The following is a 17,595-nucleotide window of genomic DNA, read 5'->3' as shown; positions in this document are numbered from 1 at the left end:
GGCGGTGGTGTCAATTTGGCTTGTGCAAGGTGCGGTGGTTAGCGCGGCGGTGGGTCAGAGCGTTGACAGTCGTTGGCGAGGGTGGCTCGTAGCCGATCGTGTTTGAACTGGTATCTGGCTCCGGCGGTGCGCAGCACATGACGCCGGCGGGCGTCTTCGAGGAACCGCATCCCGCGCAGAGGAAACAGCCCGCGTATCCGGAGCTGGGCGAAAAGCAGGCCGGTGCGCCAGATGTCGGAGATCGCCGCGACGGAGCCAAGGGTGATCATGATGCCGAACCCGGCGGCGGCGACGATCCCGGCCAGCAGGCCGTGGGTACGGCCGTTCTGGAAGCCCAGCGCCACACTGATAGGGATCGCGGCGCTGCAAGCCACCAGCAGGGCGCGCTGGCGGTCCAGGCGCCAGCGCATGCGGGGAGTGGGCGGGGTGTCGATGTCGGCGATCGGGCGTGCCACGCTGACCATGAGCCCGAACCCGAACGCGACGATCAGCCCGGCAACCGTTCCGTGCAGCGGCGCCTTGGTCAAGCCGTAGGCCAGCCCGATCGGCACCCCGATGGTCGTGGCGGCCAGCAGATCGACGCCGCCCGGACGTAGCCTGCTCCACCAGGAGCCGGTGCTGGAGGTGGGGCGGATGCGAGTGGCGGCGTGCCCGGCGGCGGCCGCCGCGACGATCCCGGCGGCCAGGCCGAACGGGTAGTTGATCTGGTTGCCCACGGCCATGGCCACTACCGCAAAGATCGCCAATCCTACTGCGGTGTTGAACGCCGAGCGCGGCCATCGGTGTAGCAGGCGGGCGGGCCGTCCGCCGAAGGCGGTGTGGAGCTTGTCTGTCCAGTCGGGGCGGGGGTCGCGCAGTTCGGAGACCAGGCCGGCCAGCAACCCGAAACACGCACCCATGCGGACGCCGTACCACATGCCGAAAGCCGTTCCGGTATCACCGGCGACCGTGTACCGCCCGATCGGGCCGAACACCACGGCGCCGATCCCGCACATCAACAGCATTCCGGCAAGTGCGTTGAACAGGCAGCGCTCCCACATCGGCGCCCAGTGGTGCATCTGCCACCATGCCAGGTCGCCGCGGCCCATCTGGATGGCCAGATACCTGAGCCACCTGCCGGCCTGCTCCGCTGGAGGGCCGGACCGGTGGGGCGGGTAGGCGGTGGGAACGACGCGATCAAGCAGGTGCTCCTCGGCCTGCTCGCGCGTGGCGAAACGGCCTGGCTGGAGCAGGCCGGCGGCGGCGTGCGGGTCCTCGCGCAGGAGGGTGAGGGTCAGCGGCGTGTCCAGTGCCTGGCTGACCGGGTCGTCGGGGTGCCGCTGGAGACGGTCGATCAGTTGGTTCATGGGATCGCCATCGGCAGGCGGGTCTGGCCGATAGTCCTGCAGATATCTGATCGCCTGCTCGCCTGCGACGGGTAGGAGCTCCACGGCCGCGGCGCCGTGCAGCGGCGTGGTCTTGGTCTGTACGGCGGCGGTGAAGTCGTCGGTGCGGGCCAGCACCATCAGCCGGAAGGAACGGCGCTGCCGGTTGATGTGCTGCAACGCGTGGACTTGGCGAGGCTGGTCCATCTCATCAAAGCCGTCCAGGAGTAGCGACACCATGCCGTGGCGAACCAGCTCGCCCGCCGCGTCCGGGCCGTATTCGGGAGAGGCGAGGAAGGTGTAGGCGGTGGCGAGTTGCTGGGCGAACCACTCACTGAGACTGTTGTGTCGGGGATCCCAGTCGCAGGCGCTCAGCAGCACCGGAACCGGCGTGCTCATGGCCTGCGAGACGCTCAGGCGGACCCGATGATCCAGCGCCTCCAGCAGTAACAAGATGGCTGTTGCGCTCTTGCCGGTGCCGTAGTGACCCATCACGACGATGCGGCCAGAGCCCAGCCCCGCATACAGGTCGAACAACCCGGCCAGCCCACCGCCCTCGACCGCCTGTGCCGTCGCCTGCGGGGTGCCGGGCAGCGGCACGAAGCGGGGCCGCTGCGGATCGTCCAGAGCCACCCGCAACCGGCTGGCGACGGGCCGGGAGGTTTTCACCCAACGAGGTGGGATCGGCGGCGGGTTGTCCAGCCCGCGCTCGGCCGCCTCATCCTCCCATTGTGCCCGCAGCTTTCTCGCCAGGGCATTAGCCGCCTTGACCAGCCGAACGCCCTCCTCGCCCTCAGGCGCCGTCCCTGAAAGAGCAACGTTGTCCGGATCCGGACAACGTCGTTCCTTAACGGGGTTTTGGGTGTACACAGCCATTTCCGGACACCTTTCCTCCGGCGGGCCGGGTTTGAACTCCTCCTTCATATCACGTGCCGTGTCTGCCGTTTCGTCCCTTCTGCCAGGCGCCGGCACAAAGATGCTGCGCGCGCTCATGCCGCGAGCAGGGGCATCGACGGTGTCGTGCACTCTAGCGTCGGCGGACGCGATCCTAGCCGGGTCGACAGCGGCCGCTTCGCGCATTTTCCACGCACGATGAGCGCGGCGCGCAAGGTCGAGGAATGCGGTGTGCTCGGTGTGGTCAACTTCTACTCCTGCTCGCACGAGCACGGAGGCGATCAATGTCTGGCGCGGGAAATGCCGCTCTTTGCGCCAATGCCCGACAGTCGAGGCACTCAGGCCCAGCGCCTTGGCTATGTCGATGTCTAATGGCTTCCCGTCACTGCCACGGCCGGCCTGCCACCGTTTCGCATGCTCTGAGCGTCGCGCTGCCTCCTCCGCATACCCGAACAGGCGGCCGAAGAACTCTGCGATCACATCATCTTGCTCGCGCGATGTCCGATTAGTTCCGACCATGCCTCGTTCGACTCCTTTAGTTCTCGGTGGGCAAGTCAGGATATTTCCGTCTCCACCGTATCGCGCGTTGGCGCATCGCCGCTTCTCCCGCAGAACGCATTCGACCATTACACGCAACCCAATTGCATTTGCAATGCAATTGAGAATGGCCAGGTCGCAGGCGTTGCAAATTGTATTTCGGCTCTTCTTCGTGAAAGGTCTTTACGGCTCGATCCGAGTGATGATCTCCTTTGCCAGGAAGTCAATCGGACGGCGCTCAGCCGGATGACGCACCCGGACGATTGAAGCGCTCAATTGTCGGCGAAGCTGTCGAACACGCCGTTCGAGCAGGAACACAAAGGGAGAATCAAATGCAGAGCACAGGGAAAGTCAGATGGGCCGCCGCTTCGGTCGCCGCGGCGGCTCTCACCGGCAGCCTCACGATGGCGGCCTCCGGTGCGGCGTCTGCGTCCGCGGAGGCTGCCGTCACGCCCGCCGCAAGGATGGCGCTGGCGCCCCAGGCCAAGGTGTCCGCCGTGCCGTGCGGTCTCAGCTACACGACGGGTGACGTGCCCGGCGGCCCCCTGAAGATCGTCTACTACACGATTCGTAACTGTCACTCCTACACCGTCAAGCGCAAGCTGGAGATAGCGGGAACCACTGACGGGCCGTGTCTGACGATCCATGCTGGAGGGACCGTTTCAAAGACGCGTATTATCGCGGGCTGGGCGGGCGTTAGAGGGATGAAGCCCTGCTAAAGCCTCGCACCAGGTAGGGAAGCGCTTTGAGCCTCCTGAAGCATCAACACTTCAGGAGGCCGTGCACAAGATTTCCTTGACGTTCCGGTCGATCTGCGCCCGGGTCGCTGGGCCTGAGGCCGACGGGCCTACACCGTCAGCGTCCCGATTCCCACGGTCCACAGGGGACGACCGCGCCGTATCCGAACTCCGGCTGGTTGGTGCTCACGCCTTCACCGTAAGCGAATCCACACCACAGTCACAGAGCCGTCATCGTCGCAGGTCAGGCAAATCCGTTGGAGGTTTCCCCAGGACTACAGCGAGGCCGAGAGGGAGGTCTGCCTCTCAGCCCACGGCGGCGCTTGCGTCTTCTCGCAGGCCACGGGACCCCCAGCTCACCGGCGGGCGGCGCAAGCGGGAGGCCACCGCCGTGCAACAGTGATCCTCTTTGCTGGGGCTGTCCGAAAACCAGTGTCACAGGGGGGAACCAGTGAACAGGATGACGAAGGCGGCCGCCTCGGCCGTCGTGGCGGGCGGGCTCCTGCTAGCGGCGTCGTCGCCGGCCCAGGCCGCGACCACGATCAAGGTCGAGTGCCACACCTACGGCGGCACGGCGTTCCGGTACGAGCTGGAGGCGACCGCCTCCTTCGAGAACCTACCCGACGGGAGCCGCGCCTGGCAGAAGCTGACCTTCCGTATCAACCACGGCGGCTCCGCGAGCCGCGTGGTGATGCGGATCAGGGACGCCTACAAGAACGCCTGGGCCTTCGAGCGCACGGTCGAGGCGGGGAAGACCTACACCGCGCTGCCGCTGGTCGACGGCGGGCGGCCGGTCGTCACGAACACCGACCGCGTCGACGACCAGGTCATCTTCGCGGGGTACTTCGCCAGCGCCCAGGACCCTGACCCCAGGTGCGTGGTCCGCTCAGCGCTGATGTAACCGTTCCCGTCACCTCCGGGGCGTCGGCCCGCGGCGTCCTGGAGGTGCTCGCCGCCGGCGCCCGTACGGGCGCGCAGCAGCCGTGCAACATTCCGGCAAGCGGACTCGCGTATGCCTGGTCGCGAGGGACGACGGGTCGTCAGGCGGAAGGAGGCCCCGAAATGGAGCAGCCCGCGGTGCGAGGCGACACGCCGGACGCACCCGAGTGGGACACACCTGACGTCCCTGAGGAGAGGGTGCCCGAGACTCCCGACGAGGCGGCGCCGGGCGACGGCGGCGAGGAGCCGGCGCGGATCAGGCCACCCGGCCGGCGGTTCCTGGCCGCAGTGCCCGGCCGGCGCCTTCCGGCCGCCGCCTTGCCCGGGGTGCCGTGGGGATGCCGGTGACGCGGCACGGTCACGTCGCGCCGCCTTCGCCCGCGGCCCCCGTTCTCGCCGTCGTCCTCGCTGTCGTCCTCGCCGTCGTCCTGGCCCCCGTCCTGGCCGTCGCGATGCCTTCGGCAGCGGACCTGGCCGCTGTGATGGTTTCCGCGATGGTGGTGCGGCGGCCGGCCGCGTGGTGGGTGTGGTAGGAGCCGGGCCCGAGCGCCGTACGCAGGCCGCTCTCCAGGGCGGCGAGGTCGGCCGCCTCGCACGGGGGCACCGGAGCGGAGATCGCCGCCCGGATCGCCGAAGCGCCGCCGAGCAGCCGGGCAGCGGCGGCATGGGCGCCGTCGAGGTGCAGGACCCGGGCGATGGCCTCCACCACGCTCGACGACCGGCACAGATCGCCCAGGCGGTACTGGATGTCGAGCGCGGGGGCCAGCCGCCCGGCCGCCGCCTTCAGGTCCGTCAGGTCGGTGAGTGCCAGGAGGTTGTCGGCCCAGCCGAGCCCTTCGGGGAAGCCGACCTCCTCGAACAGCACCCGGGCCTCCAGCAGCAGGCCCCGCGCGCGTACGGGATCCCCGTCGTACAGGTCACAGGCGGCGAGGTCGAGCAGCGTCCAGCCGATGCGTTCCTTGTCGCCCAGCCGTACGAACTCGTCGTGCGCCTCCTGCGCCCGCGCCCTGGCCTCGGTGAAGCGCCCCGACAGCCAGGAGGCCAGGGCCAGCATCTCGACCTGGAAGGCCTCGCCCCAGGTGTCCCTGGCGGCCCGGTACTCGTGCCGCGCCTGCTCGTGCGTGCGCAGGGCGCGCTCGAAGTCGCCGGTCTCGCGGGCGATCTCGCCGAGCATGCTCAGCGCCCTGGCCACGCCGGCCGCGTCGCCGAGCCGCCGGTGCACGGCGAGCGCGCGCTCGGCGTACCCGGTGGCCCGCTCGTAGTCGCACTCGTACGCGGTCAGCGTCGCGACGCCGCCGAGCGCCTTGGCCACGTACGGCTCCGGGGCGCCGGAGGCGTGCTGCAGCGCGGTCTCCAGCCAGTGCCGGCCTTCGGAGTAGTGGCCGCGCAGGTAGTAGTAGCGCCAGACGGCGCCCGCGATGCGCAGTGCCATCTCGTCGCCGAGACCGAACGTGCAGGCGGCGCGCAGGTTGTCGTGCTCGGCCGCGATCCGGTCCAGTGCCGCGCCGAGCCCCGGCCCCTTCAGCTCGCCCTCCATCTTCTCGGCGAAGGCCAGGTAGAACTCGGCGTGCCGCCGGGCGTACCGGTCGCGCCGCTCGGGGGTGAGCGACTCGGCGGCGAACTGGCGGATCGTCTGCGACATGCGATACCGGGCGCCGTCCGGCGTGGGGTCGACGATCAGCAGGGACTTGTCGACGAGCCGTCCCAGCAGGTCGAGCACGTCCGGCTCGGCCGAGACCGCCGCGGCTGCCGTCAGGTCGAAGCCGCCGAGGAACACCGACAGCGCGTGAAACAGCTCGCGTTCCTCCGCGTCGAGCAGGGCGTGACTCCAGTCGATGACGGCCCGCATCGTACGGTGCTGCGGCGGGGCGGTGCGCGGGCCGCCGGTCAGCAGCGCGAAGTGGTCGTGCAGCCGTTCGGCGATCTGGGGCAACGTCAGCACCCTGGCACGGGCCGCGGCCAGCTCCAGGGCCAGCGGGAGTCCGTCCAGCTCGGCGCAGATCAGCGACAGCGCGGCCCGCTGGCCGTCGTCCAGCCGGTCGGCGTGGCCGAGCCCGGCGCGTTCCAGGAACAGCTCGGCCGACGGCGGCGCGCCGAGCGGCGGCACCCGCCACACCAGCTCGCCGCCCACCCGCAGGGTCTCCCTGCTGGTCGCCAGGATGTGCACCGACGGGCAGCTCGTGAGCAGGAAGTGCGCGACGGCGGCGCAGGCGTCGGCCAGGTGCTCGCAGTTGTCGAGCACGCACAACACGCGCCGCGTCCCCAGCTCCTCGGCGATCGCGTGCAGCGCGGAGTGCCCGCCTGCGGTGTGCACGCCGAGCAGGTCGGCGATCGCCGGCGCGACCAGCTCGGGGTCCTCGACCTGGGCCAGCTCGACGAAGTGCACCCCGTCGAAGCCGCCGTCCAGGCCGGTCGCGGCGATGGCGGCGGCCAGGCGGGTCTTGCCGACGCCGCCCATGCCGGTCAGCGTCACCAGCCGGTGGCCCGCGACGAGCGGGCGCAGCTCGGCCAGGTCCGCTTCGCGCCCGATGAGCCGGGTGATGGGGGCCGGGACGCCCGCCGGAGCTCGCGGCGCGACCTGCACCCGGTGCACGACCGGCGCGGCGCCGGGCGGCAGCAGGTCCTCGGCGGCGAGCCGGCCGTGCAGCACGTTGACCTCGATCTCGCGCAGTGCCGGGCCGGGGTCGACGCCGAGCTCGTCGTCGAGCACTCGGCGGGCCCGCTGGAACGAGGCGAGGGCGTCGGCCTGCCGTCCGGCCAGGGCGTGGGCGATCATGAGCAGCTCCCACAGGCGTTCGCGCAGCGGATGCTCCACGACCAGGTGTTCGAGCTGCTCGGCGGCGACCCGGTGCTGTCCGAGGCGCAGCCGCGCGGTCAGCACGTCCTCTGTCGCCGACAGCCGCATCTCTCTGAGCCGTTCGATCTCCCCGTGCGCCCAGCCGTGCACCCGGCAGTCGGCGAGCACCTCGCCCCGCCACAACTCCAGCGCGCCGGTGAGCGTGTCGGCCGCTCTGTCCGACACCTCCTCCGCCAGCAAGCCCCGGCCGAGCGCCACTCCGGACTCGAAGACGGCCACGTCGACCTCGCCGGGTTCGAGCGCCAGCCGGTAGCCGGGCGCGCGGGTCTCCAGGGTCGCGGGCAGGCCGGCGTCACGCAGCGCCCTGCGCAGGTGGGAGATGTAGGTGTGCAGGGTGCGCACGGCCTCTGACGGCGGCTGCTCGCCGTAGAGGCCGTCGATCAGCCGTTCCACGGACACCACCCGGCCGGGCGTCAGAGCCAGCAGGCCCAGCACCGCGCGCAGGCGGGATCGCGGCAGGCCCGTACGCCGGTGACCGGCCACGAGTTCGACGGGTCCGAGTACGGCCACGCGTACGTTTGCGGCCACCTGGCGTTACCTCCGGGCAGGGGAGTGACATCGTTCACGACGATTGAAGGCGGCCGGGTTCGTCGCGTCCTCAGGGAAACCCCTGAATCCTCGACATTTTCTCGCGAATCTTGATTTGTTACGCTCCACGAGTCGTGACGGATCGACGCCCCACCGTCCCGGCCGCGCGGAGGGGCACTTGCACGGCAGGAGAAGATGGGCGAACCGCTCCTTGGCAGAGACGCCGAACTCGTCTCGTTGCGTGCATGGCTCGACCTTCGCCACCCCGGCCCACGCATGCTGATGATCAGCGGTGAGGCGGGCATGGGCAAGACGTCGTTGTGGACGGCGGCGCTGTCCGCGGCCAGGTCGGGCGCGGGCCGGGTGCTCGCCTGCCGCCCGGGGGAGGCCGAGACCGGCCTGATCTACTCCGGCCTGGGCGACCTGCTCGACGGGCAGGAGGACGCTCCGGCGGTGCGTGCGCTGCCCGCGCCGCTGCGCGCCGCGCTCGGGGTCGCCCTGCTCTGGCGGGAGCCCGGCGAGACGCCGCCGGACCAGCGGGCGGTCGGGCTGGCCGTCCTGCATCTGCTCAGACGGTACGCCGCGGAGGGGCCGCTGATCGTCGCCGTGGACGACCTGCAGTGGCTCGACCCGTCCACCGAGGCGGTGCTCGGCTTCGTGTTACGCCGGCTCGAACAGCCCGTCGGCGTGCTGGCCACGTTACGCACCGGCACCGGCGACCTCTCCTGGCCATCGCTCGCCCGCGCCGTGGCTCCCGACCGGGTGGAACGCTGCGAGATCGGCCCGATGGACCTCGACGCCATCGGCGCCGTCCTCGCCTCCCGATACGGCCGCTCTGTGCGGCCCGGCCTGCTGCGCGTCGTCCACGAGGCGAGCGGCGGCAACCCGCTGTTCGCGCTGGAGCTGGCCAGGACCTTGGACGACCGGCCCGGCCCCGACGCGGACCTGCCCGTCCCGGAAGGACTGCGGCACCTGCTGCGTACCATGATCGACGGCCTGTCCGACGCGGCGGCCGAGGTCGCGCTGATGCTCGCCTCCGCCTCCCGCGTCCAGGCCGGGCTGCTCGACGGGCTGCCCGCGCGGCACGAGGGCCTGGCCGAGCTGGTCGCCCGGCACGTCGTCACCGACGGCCCGGCGCCGCGCTTCGCCAACCCCCTGTACGGCGCGGCCGTCCTGGAGTGGGCCGGAGCCGCCAGGCGGCGCGAGATGCACGCCAGGCTCGCGCGTACGGCGGCCGGGCCGGAGGAGCGGGCCAGGCACCTGGCGCTCGCCGCGACCGGCCCCGACCCGGTCGCCGCCGACGCCCTGCACGAGGCGGCGCGGCTGGCGGTGGCGCGCGGGGCGCCGTACACGGCGGGGGAACTGGCCGAATGGGCAGCCCGGCTCACCCCGCCCGAGCAGGACGACCTGGCCGCCAGGCGCCGCATCGAGGCCGCGGTGAACCTGCTGACCAGCGGTGGCGCCTCCCGGGCCCGCGCGCTGCTGGAGGACGTCGCGGAGCGGTGCCCGTCCGGCCCGGTCAAGGCCGAGGTGCTCTTCCTGCTCAACCGGGCGATCTTCGGCGAGGGCGACTACGCCGGCGCGCTCGTGCCGAACCAGCAGGCCAGGCTGGAGGCCGGGGAGTCGGCCGAGTTGCTCGTGCCGATCCTGGCCGACCTCGCGTACACGCGCATGCACGTCGGCCACCTCGCCGGGGCCGCCGGGCACGCCCGCGAGCTGCTGGCCGTGGCCACGCGCGTCGGGGACGGCGCGCTGCGCGACGAGGCCACGATCGCCACGATCACCGTCGAGTTCATGCGCACCGCACGTCCGCCCGCCGCCGTGCCCGAGCTCGTCTACGACAATCCGCTGGATCGCTCGCCATTCGCCGCCCTGCATGTGGCCGGCTACCTGTACCGCTCGCTCGGCGACCTGCCGGCGGCGCGAGCCGCGCTCGACACCGTCCGTACGGCGGCGGTGGCGGCCGGTATCGAGGCCTACATCCCGTCCGCGCTCATGTGGGCGACGGAGGTCGAGTGCCTGGCGGGCGATTTCGACGCCGCCGCCGAACGCGCCGCGCTCGCCCGCCGCGCCGGGCAGGAGACTGGAATGCCCTCCACGTCCGCGCTGTTCACCGAGGCGCTGGTGCTGGCCCACCGGGGCGAGCTGGACAGGGCCCGGCCGATCGCGGAGGAGGGGCTCGCCGTGGCGTTGCGGTCCGGCATGGGCACGGGCGCTCTGTGCCTGCGGGCCCTGCTCGGTTTCGTCGAGCTCGCCGCGGGTGACCCCGCCGAGGCGGTACGGCACCTGGAACACATGGAGCAGGCGGCCACCTCTCTCGGAGCGGCGCTCGAAGTCGTGTGCCCGACCGCGGTGTCCGACCATGTGGAGGCGCTGGTGGCGCTCGGCCGCCTCGACCGAGCCGCCGAGCTGGCCGAACGGGCCGCCAGGTCGGCGCGCCTCATCGACCGGCCGCTGGCCAGGGGCGTCGCGGGCCGGGCCCGTGGCCTGCTGCTCACTGCCACGGGCTCGCCCAAACGGGCAGCCGGAGAGCTGGGCGCGGCCTGCGCGGAGTTCACCGCCGGAGGGATGCCGTTCGAGCTCGGCCGTACGGCGCTGGCGCTGGCCCAGGCGCAGGGGCGGCTGCGACGGCGAGCCGCGGCCAAGCAGAGCGCCGAGCAGGCCGCCACCCTGTTCGCCGAGCTCGGCGCGCCCCGCTGGGCCGGGGCGGCGGCGCAGCCGGCCCGGCCTCCGGGGCCGTACGGGCTGACGCCGTCGGAGGCGCGGGTGGCCGCGCTCGCAGCGCGCGGCCGGTCCAACCGGGAGATCGCCGAGGAGCTGGTGATCGAGGTGAAGACCGTGGAGACGCACCTGTCCAGTGCCTACCGCAAGCTGGGCGTACGCAGTCGGACGCAGCTCGCGGTCCGGTTGAACGAAGACGCCGGCGCGGGCCGGGCCTGACCGTTCACCGGTGTCTCGCCCATCACCCGTGTCTCGTTGCGGCGGTCAGCTCGCGGAGGCGCGCCAGGAACGACTGGCCGTTCGCGCCGGTGTCGAGCGGCAGCAGGTACGAGCTCGCCTCCGACGACCCGAACCAGCGCGCCTGCACGTCGACCCCCGTGGCCTGCCCGTACAGCGCCGGGTCCACGACGCGCAGTGACACCTCCGCCAGCCTGGCGCCCAGCCGCACCTCCGTGCCCCGGTCGGTGACGGTGGCGATCACGATCACGCCCGGCGTGACGACGGCCGCCGTCGTGAACGGCCCGATCTCCAGCCCGACCACCCGGAACGTGCTGAACAGCCCGTTCAGCAGGCCGCGCCGCAAGCCGCCCGGCGGCAGGATCGGGACGCTGCGGGTCTCGCAGCAGATCTCGGCCGTCTCCTCCAGGTCGCCGAGGAGCTGCTGTCCGGCGTATTCCGTGACCGCCGCCCGCAGCCGGTCGTTCAGGCCGCTCACCGGGCACAGCCGGGTGGCTCTGGTGTAGTCCAGGCTCATGACATCCCCCTGATGAGATCGGGCAAATGGGCGCCGAGCGGCGTGCCGGCCAGCAGCCGGGCGGTGAGGTCGGTGTCGAAGCCGCTGAAGTAGCCGAGCAGCCAGGAGGCGTAGAGCCCGTGGGCGTCGAAGTAGCGGACCTCGCCCTCGTCGCAGGTCACGTACCGGTAGGCGGGGACGCGGCCGGTCTCGACGGCGGTCGCGTCCGCGGCGCAGGACGGGACCGGGCGGGGACGGCCGCCCTCGCGCGGCCGCCACTCGACCGTCTCCGTGGACGGCCCGTGCGCCGGGTCGAACAGGCACGGCGGGCTCTTGCCCGCTGTCGGCGCGAGCTCCCGCCCGGCCCTGGCCAGCGCCTCCGTGCACGCCGACACCTCCAGCCAGTACGTCGAGCCATCCGCGGCCGAGGCACGCAGCACGTGGCTCTCGGCCAGGCGGCGGTACTCGCGGGCGGTCCCCGCGCCGGGCGGGAGCTTAGCGTCCAGCATGGTCAGGTCCTGCTCCAGGCAGGCGCCGACCCACTTCTTGAGCTCGGCGAAATCCCGTTCCGCCGCAGCGGTTAACCCCCAGGGTCCGTTGCGTACGAACACCAGCGCCGCGACCAGCACGGTGACCACCGCGACCGACACGGCGACGATGACCAACATGTTCGTTCTCCTTCCAGGCTTCAGCGGGTGGCGGCGGGCCAGAGGTAGGTCTGCCGCCAGTCCGGGATCGGCTCACCGGTCACGTGCCCGGTGCCGAGCAGCAGGTAGACGCAGGCCGAGACCAGCGCGGACAGCAGGTAGCCGACGTCGAGGCCGCCGGTCAGCGCGACCAGCGGGCCGGTGTAGAGGGGACTGTCGGCGTCCAGGAGCCCGACGGCGGTCCCTGCCAGCCAGGCGGCGCAGGCCCGGGGGTTCCAGCCGCCGGCGTACCAGTACCGGCCGCCCGACAGGCTCTTGTTGTGCACCTGCAGGTCCCGCACGTCGTACACGCGCCCGCAGCGTACGTGCCCGATCAGCGCGATCACCGCCCACGGCGTGGCCACCACGGTCAGCACCACGACGAACCCGGTCACGGCCTCCTCCACCCCCACGGTGAAACGCCCCAGGAACACCAGCCCGAGCGTGATCGCCGTCGCGGCCGCCGCCCCCGCCGTCCTGGACGTGCGCGGGAACAGTCCGTGCAGCTCCAGCCCCATGTTGTAGAGCGGCACGCCTGCCGCGCCCAGGCACCCGGCCACGCCGGCGAACAGCAGCAGCGGCAGGTACCAGGCGGGTGCCGCCCGTGCCACGCTCTCCAGGTACGCCCCCTCCGCCCGCGTCGAGATCGCCACGAAGGCGCCGAACAGCGTGGGCGCGAGCAGCCCGCAGAACAGCCCGGCGGCCGAGGACCACACCACGCCTGCCGCGCTGTGCCTCCGGGGAGACAGGTATCGCGTGTAGTCGCCGATGATCGTGGCGTACGCGACGGGTCCGCTGATCCCGGCCGTGACGAGGGCGAGAATCCAGGCCGACGCGCCGTTCAGCTCGGTAGGAGCCGACCACGACGGATCGAAGCCGGGCGCGTACGCCACCACCCCCGCGCCCAGCACCAGCGCCATCGGCGCCACCAGCACCGCGCTGATGCGCGAGATCAGCTCGAACCCGCAGACGGCCAGCGCCGCCACCAGCACCGCGATCCCCGCGTACGCCAGCCCGTGCGCCGCCTCTCCGGGCGCCGTCCCGCTCACCCGGGCGAGCACGACCACGACCGCCTCGCCGCCCGTCCAGATCGCCACAGCCGTGTACCCGAGGGACAGCAGCAGCCCGATCAGCGAGCCCACCAGCCGGCCGCGCACGCCGAAGTGCGCGCCCGCGGCCACCGTGTTGCTCGTCCCGGCCCGGAACCCCAGCAGCGCCAGCGGCGCCGCCAGCATCAGGCCGAGCGCCGTGCCCGCGGTGGCGGCCACGACGATCTGCCACCAGCTCAGTCCGTACGTGACGGGCAGCCAGCCGAACACCGTCGCGCTGAGCGACAGGTTCGAGCCCACGAGCACCCACATCACGGTCACGGGCCGGGCGGTGCGGCGGTGCTCGGGCATAGCGGACACGCCGTGCCGCTCGATCCCCACGAGCTGCTCCATGACGGCATCCCTTCCGATCGCGGTCCAGATCACGATCGGCCGCGCCTGTTGCGGGAGGGTGGACGCCCGGCTTGCGGGCGGCGGGCAAGCTAGCGGCAACATCCCGGCAAGCGAGACCAGCCGGGACCGGCGTCTTCGGAGCGCTGTGAACTCGATACCGCTGTGAACCCGAGCCCGGCGTGCACCGCGCGGCGGCCAACGACACCCTCGACGCCAGGATCGGGCATGTCGTCGCTTGACGGGTGTTTGGCCTGATCAATACGGTATCCGTGGTGAAACCCTGCAACGTGTTCCCGCTTTTCGGGATGGCGCGAGGCGGTCGGAACGGTGCCTGACCAGAATGAGGTGTGCCCGTACCAGGGGCTCGCGCCGTTCGAAAGCGACCAGAGCGAGCTGTTCTTCGGCCGTCGGCGGGCGGTCCGCGACCTGCTGGAGCGGCTCGCGCCCCGGCTGCGGGGGCGCGGCTCCATCCTGCTGGTGTCGGGGGCCTCGGGCGTGGGCAAGTCGTCGCTGCTGCGGGCGGGGCTGATGCCGGCGCTCGCGGAGGGTACGCCGCTCCTGCCCGGGTCGCGGGACTGGCCCCGCCTGCTCGTCACGCCGACTGCGGAGCCGTTCCGCGCGCTCGCCGAAGCCTGGGCGCAGGCGTACGGCGGTAGCGCGGAGCAGGCCGGCGAGCGATTACGAGCGCTTCCGGAAGAGGCCGGCGAGCGGTCGAGGGAGCATCCGGAGCAGGCCGGTGAGGGAGAGCAGGAGCGGGTGGGCAAGGCCGACCTGCCGGACGGGCGGTTCGTGCTGGTGGTGGACCAGTTCGAGGAGCTGTTCACCTTGGTGGCCGACGAGCGGGAGCGCCAGGCGTACGTCCAGACCCTGCACGCCCTGGCCGGAGCCGGCGCCGCGGTGATCATCGGGGTGCGCGCGGACTACTGGGACCGCTGCGCCGCCTACCCTCAGCTCGCCGAGGCCATCCAGGACGGCCAGGTGATCGTCGAGCCGATGACGGAGCCGGACCTGCTGCTGGCCATCACCGGCCCCGCCGCCGCTGTGGGCCTGGAGCTGGAACCCGGTCTGGTCGAGATCATGTTGCGTGAGCTGCGTGCCGGCGGCGGCTTCGAGGCCGCCTCCCTGCCGCTGTTGTCACAGGCGCTGCTCAACACCTGGGAAAGACGCGAGGACGGCAGGCTGACCATCCGGGGGTACGAGGACTCCGGCCATGTTCGCGCCTCCGTCCAGCGTACGGCTGACGAGGTGCTCGACCGGCTGTCTCCCGATGATCGCAAGGCCACGCTGCGGATCTTCCGGCGGATGACCCTGATCACCTCAGGCGGGCGGATGGTGCGACGCGGCGCGACCTGGGCCGAGCTCCACGCCGCCGCGGCCGCGGACTCGGAGCAACGCAGGGGCCGGGTCGAGGAGCTGCTGTCGGCGTTCGCCGGGCTGCGCCTGATCACCCTGTACGAGGACCGCGCGGAGATCGCCCACGACGCCCTGCTGACCGCCTGGCCCACTCTGCGGCAGTGGCTCGAACCTGACCTGACCGCGCACGAGGTGTACGACCGACTCGTCGAGGACGCCGGGCAATGGGCCGAAAACCACCGCGACCCCGCCTTCCTCTACCGCGGGGCCCGGCTGCTGGCCGTACAGGACAGCCGGCCCCGCTGGGACCGCGACCCTGGCAGCTTCCCGCCGCCCGGCCCCATCGTGAACCGCTTCGTCGCCGCGTCCGTCGAGGCCGCGCGGCGGGCGGGCCGGCGCCGTACCCTTGTCATGGCCGGTCTGGCCACGCTGTCGGTGCTCGCCCTGCTCGCCGCCGGCATCGCCGTGAACGCGGCGAACAACGCCGACCAGCAGCGCCTGCTGGCCGTCCAGGAGCGGCAACTGGCGGTGTCGCGCCGGCTCGCCACGGAGAGTGAGATCACCGACGATCCGGTCACGTCCGCGCTGCAGGCCGTGACGGCGTGGCGGCTGGCCGAAACCCCCGAGACGCGTCGGCGCCTGCTCGACGTGGCAGCCCGCGCGGACCGGGGAATCTTCTCCGCGCAGGACGACTCCATCGACCAGCTGCTGTTCAGCCCCACCGGTACGATCATCGCGACCGGCTACAACGGCACCGTCCGGTTGTGGGACTCGGCGACCCGCCGGCAGCTCGGCGACCCGATCGTTCATGAGGGGTTGTGCGTCTTCGGATTCGAGACGGCCTTCAGCCCCAACGGGAAGGTGCTGGCCACGGCCTGCTTTCACGAGGTCGTGTTCTGGGACGTGGCCACCCGCCGGCCACTGGGACGCCCGATGGAGGTCGTGGACGGGGTACGCGCGATGGCGTTCAGCCCGAGCGGCAGCACTCTCGCGACCGCGACCACGAGCGGCACCGTACGGTTGTGGGACACCGTCGAACGCCAGCAGGCCGGAGCCCCCATCGGCCGCGCCGACCACGAATCCGTCCGCGATTCCATCGATCAGGTAGCCTTCAGCCCGGACGGAAAACGTCTGATCAGCGCCGGCGCCGACGACACCGTACGCGTCTGGGACCTCGGCACCCGCCGCCAGATCGGCAAGGCGCTCACCGGGCACGCCGGCGACGTCAGCGGCATCTCCCTCAGCCCGGACGGCGGAACCCTCGCGACGGTCAGCATCGCGGACCGGACCGTCCGTTTGTGGGATCTGACCACCTACAAGCAGATCGGTGGCGTCCTGCGGGGAACCGGCAGCGACGTCGGCTTCTACGCGGTGGCCTTCAGCCCGGACGGGACGAGGCTCGCCACCGGTGGCGCGGACGGCTACACCAGGCTGTGGGACACCGCGAGCCGCCGGCAGGTGGGCGACCCGTTGACCAACAGGCGGTTCCGGAGCGAGAGACTGGCGTTCAGCCCTGATGGAAGGACCCTTGCGGCCGCCGACGCGGACGGCCAGGTGTGGCTGTGGGACCCGACGGCGCACCGGCAGCTCGGCGCAGCGATGGCCGGCACGTACGATGTCGCCTTCAGCCCTGACGGAAAGACTCTGGCCGCCTCCGACCCCGTGGTCGCGATGGGTACCGACCGCAAGGACAGCGCCGTCCGGTTCTTCGACGTGGTCACCCGCCGCGAGTCCGGCCCCCGCCTGCGCCCTGAGGACGATCCGGTGCCCCGCGAATGGGCCGGCATGCGCGCCATCAGGTTCAGCCGTGATGGCAGGACGCTCACCACGGCCGGGACCGATGGCACCATACGGCGGTGGGACGCCGGCACCCGCCGCCAGATCGGCCGCGCCGACAGGCTCGGCACGTTCGGCCAGCTGAGCGCCGACGGCGGGCTCAGTGCCTTCTGGACGCTGACCGGCCACGACGGTTCCGTCGCGATCTGGGACGTCGCGGGCCGCCGCGAGGTCGGACCTCGCATCGTCGTCAAGGGGCACACCGGTTTTGTGCCCGCGAAGGCGTTCAGCCCTGACGGCTCCATCCTGGCGCTGGCGGGCAGCGACAAGACCGTACGGCTGTTCGACGTCGCCACCCGCCGCCAAATCGGAGCGCCACTGCACGGCGCCGCCACGGACCAGCACAGCGCCCTGGCCTTCAGCGGCGAGGGGAAGCTCCTGGCCACCACGGCGGCTGACGGCACTGTGCGGCTATGGGATGTGGCGAGCGGGCGTCAGAACGGGGTCATCCTGACGGGTCACACCAACTCGGTCAGCGCGATGGCGTTCAGCCCCGACGGCAGAACCCTCGCCACCGGCTCGGGGGACCGCACCGTGCGGCTGTGGGACGTACCGACCCTCCGCCAGATCGGCCCCGCGCTGACCGGTCACACGAAGACCCTGGCCGATGTGGCCTTCAGCCCGGACGGGGCCATGCTCGCCACGGCAAGCGCCGATCTGACCCTGCGGCTGTGGAACGTCGCGACGCCCGCCGACCCCGCCGCCGCGGTGTGTGCGCAGGCGGGCCGCTCCTTCACCCGCGCCGAGTGGCAGCGTTACGTGGAGGCCGAGGAGTTCCGGCAGGTGTGCCCTTGACCACTTATCGCTACAGAGGGTGCTCTGCGCCGAAAGGGGCGCGCGTGACCGGTCGTGTTCCGGAGACAGAAGTAAGGCCCCGCACACAGACGTTGCGCTGCTGACTGCAGGCAGGATGAGGAGGTCCCGGTAGCAATGGAGCAGAATCCAACGAACCTGCCTCTGGCCTGCAG

General features: G+C 71.7%; 10 protein-coding genes. 5 read left to right on the top strand and 5 right to left on the bottom strand.

Annotated elements, in window-relative coordinates:
• Positions 1-38 precede the first annotated feature (38 nt).
• Complete coding sequence (locus ACIBI9_RS64250) at positions 39-2,777, bottom strand: hypothetical protein (protein ID WP_397238384.1); 2,739 nt, start codon at positions 2,775-2,777, stop codon at positions 39-41.
• Positions 2,778-3,127: 350 nt separating this feature from the next.
• On the opposite strand from ACIBI9_RS64250, the gene ACIBI9_RS64245 reads away from it, so the two are divergent.
• The 3 genes from ACIBI9_RS64245 (at position 3,128) to ACIBI9_RS64235 (ending at position 4,819) form a co-directional block, all read left to right on the top strand.
• The gene (locus ACIBI9_RS64245) at positions 3,128-3,514 is read left to right on the top strand and encodes a hypothetical protein (RefSeq protein ID WP_397238382.1); all 387 of its coding nucleotides are present in this window, start codon (positions 3,128-3,130) and stop codon (positions 3,512-3,514) included.
• Positions 3,515-3,983: 469 nt separating this feature from the next.
• Entirely contained in the window at positions 3,984-4,433 is a 450-nt protein-coding gene (locus ACIBI9_RS64240) for a hypothetical protein (RefSeq protein ID WP_397238380.1), read from the top strand.
• Between the two features lie 161 nt (positions 4,434-4,594).
• The gene (locus ACIBI9_RS64235) at positions 4,595-4,819 is read left to right on the top strand and encodes a hypothetical protein (protein ID WP_397238378.1); all 225 of its coding nucleotides are present in this window, start codon (positions 4,595-4,597) and stop codon (positions 4,817-4,819) included.
• A gap of 10 nt (positions 4,820-4,829) precedes the next feature.
• Here ACIBI9_RS64235 and ACIBI9_RS64230 read toward each other — a convergent pair whose 3' ends face one another.
• Positions 4,830-7,856: a BTAD domain-containing putative transcriptional regulator gene (locus tag ACIBI9_RS64230; protein ID WP_397238376.1), complete on the bottom strand. Its 3,027-nt coding sequence runs from the start codon at positions 7,854-7,856 to the stop codon at positions 4,830-4,832.
• Positions 7,857-8,051: 195 nt separating this feature from the next.
• On the opposite strand from ACIBI9_RS64230, the gene ACIBI9_RS64225 reads away from it, so the two are divergent.
• Positions 8,052-10,796, top strand: coding sequence for an ATP-binding protein (locus ACIBI9_RS64225; protein WP_397238374.1), 2,745 nt, complete (start codon positions 8,052-8,054; stop codon positions 10,794-10,796).
• Positions 10,797-10,818: 22 nt separating this feature from the next.
• Here ACIBI9_RS64225 and ACIBI9_RS64220 read toward each other — a convergent pair whose 3' ends face one another.
• From ACIBI9_RS64220 to ACIBI9_RS64210, 3 genes are read right to left on the bottom strand one after another with little or no spacing between them, the layout of a single operon-like run.
• Complete coding sequence (locus tag ACIBI9_RS64220) at positions 10,819-11,331, bottom strand: hypothetical protein (RefSeq protein ID WP_397238372.1); 513 nt, start codon at positions 11,329-11,331, stop codon at positions 10,819-10,821.
• Positions 11,328-11,978: a hypothetical protein gene (locus ACIBI9_RS64215; RefSeq protein WP_397238370.1), complete on the bottom strand. Its 651-nt coding sequence runs from the start codon at positions 11,976-11,978 to the stop codon at positions 11,328-11,330. The genes ACIBI9_RS64220 and ACIBI9_RS64215 overlap by 4 nt, the downstream gene beginning before the upstream one ends.
• A gap of 20 nt (positions 11,979-11,998) precedes the next feature.
• Entirely contained in the window at positions 11,999-13,438 is a 1,440-nt protein-coding gene (locus ACIBI9_RS64210) for a purine-cytosine permease family protein (RefSeq protein ID WP_397238368.1), read from the bottom strand.
• Positions 13,439-13,765: 327 nt separating this feature from the next.
• Here ACIBI9_RS64210 and ACIBI9_RS64205 point away from each other — a divergent pair, with 327 nt between their 5' ends.
• A complete protein-coding gene (locus tag ACIBI9_RS64205) occupies positions 13,766-17,422 on the top strand; it encodes an NACHT and WD repeat domain-containing protein (protein ID WP_397238366.1) in 3,657 nt (1,218 codons plus the stop codon).
• Positions 17,423-17,595 lie beyond the last annotated feature (173 nt).

This window comes from Nonomuraea sp. NPDC050451, from assembly GCF_044458585.1.
This window is presented reverse-complemented; position numbering and strand designations above follow the sequence as displayed.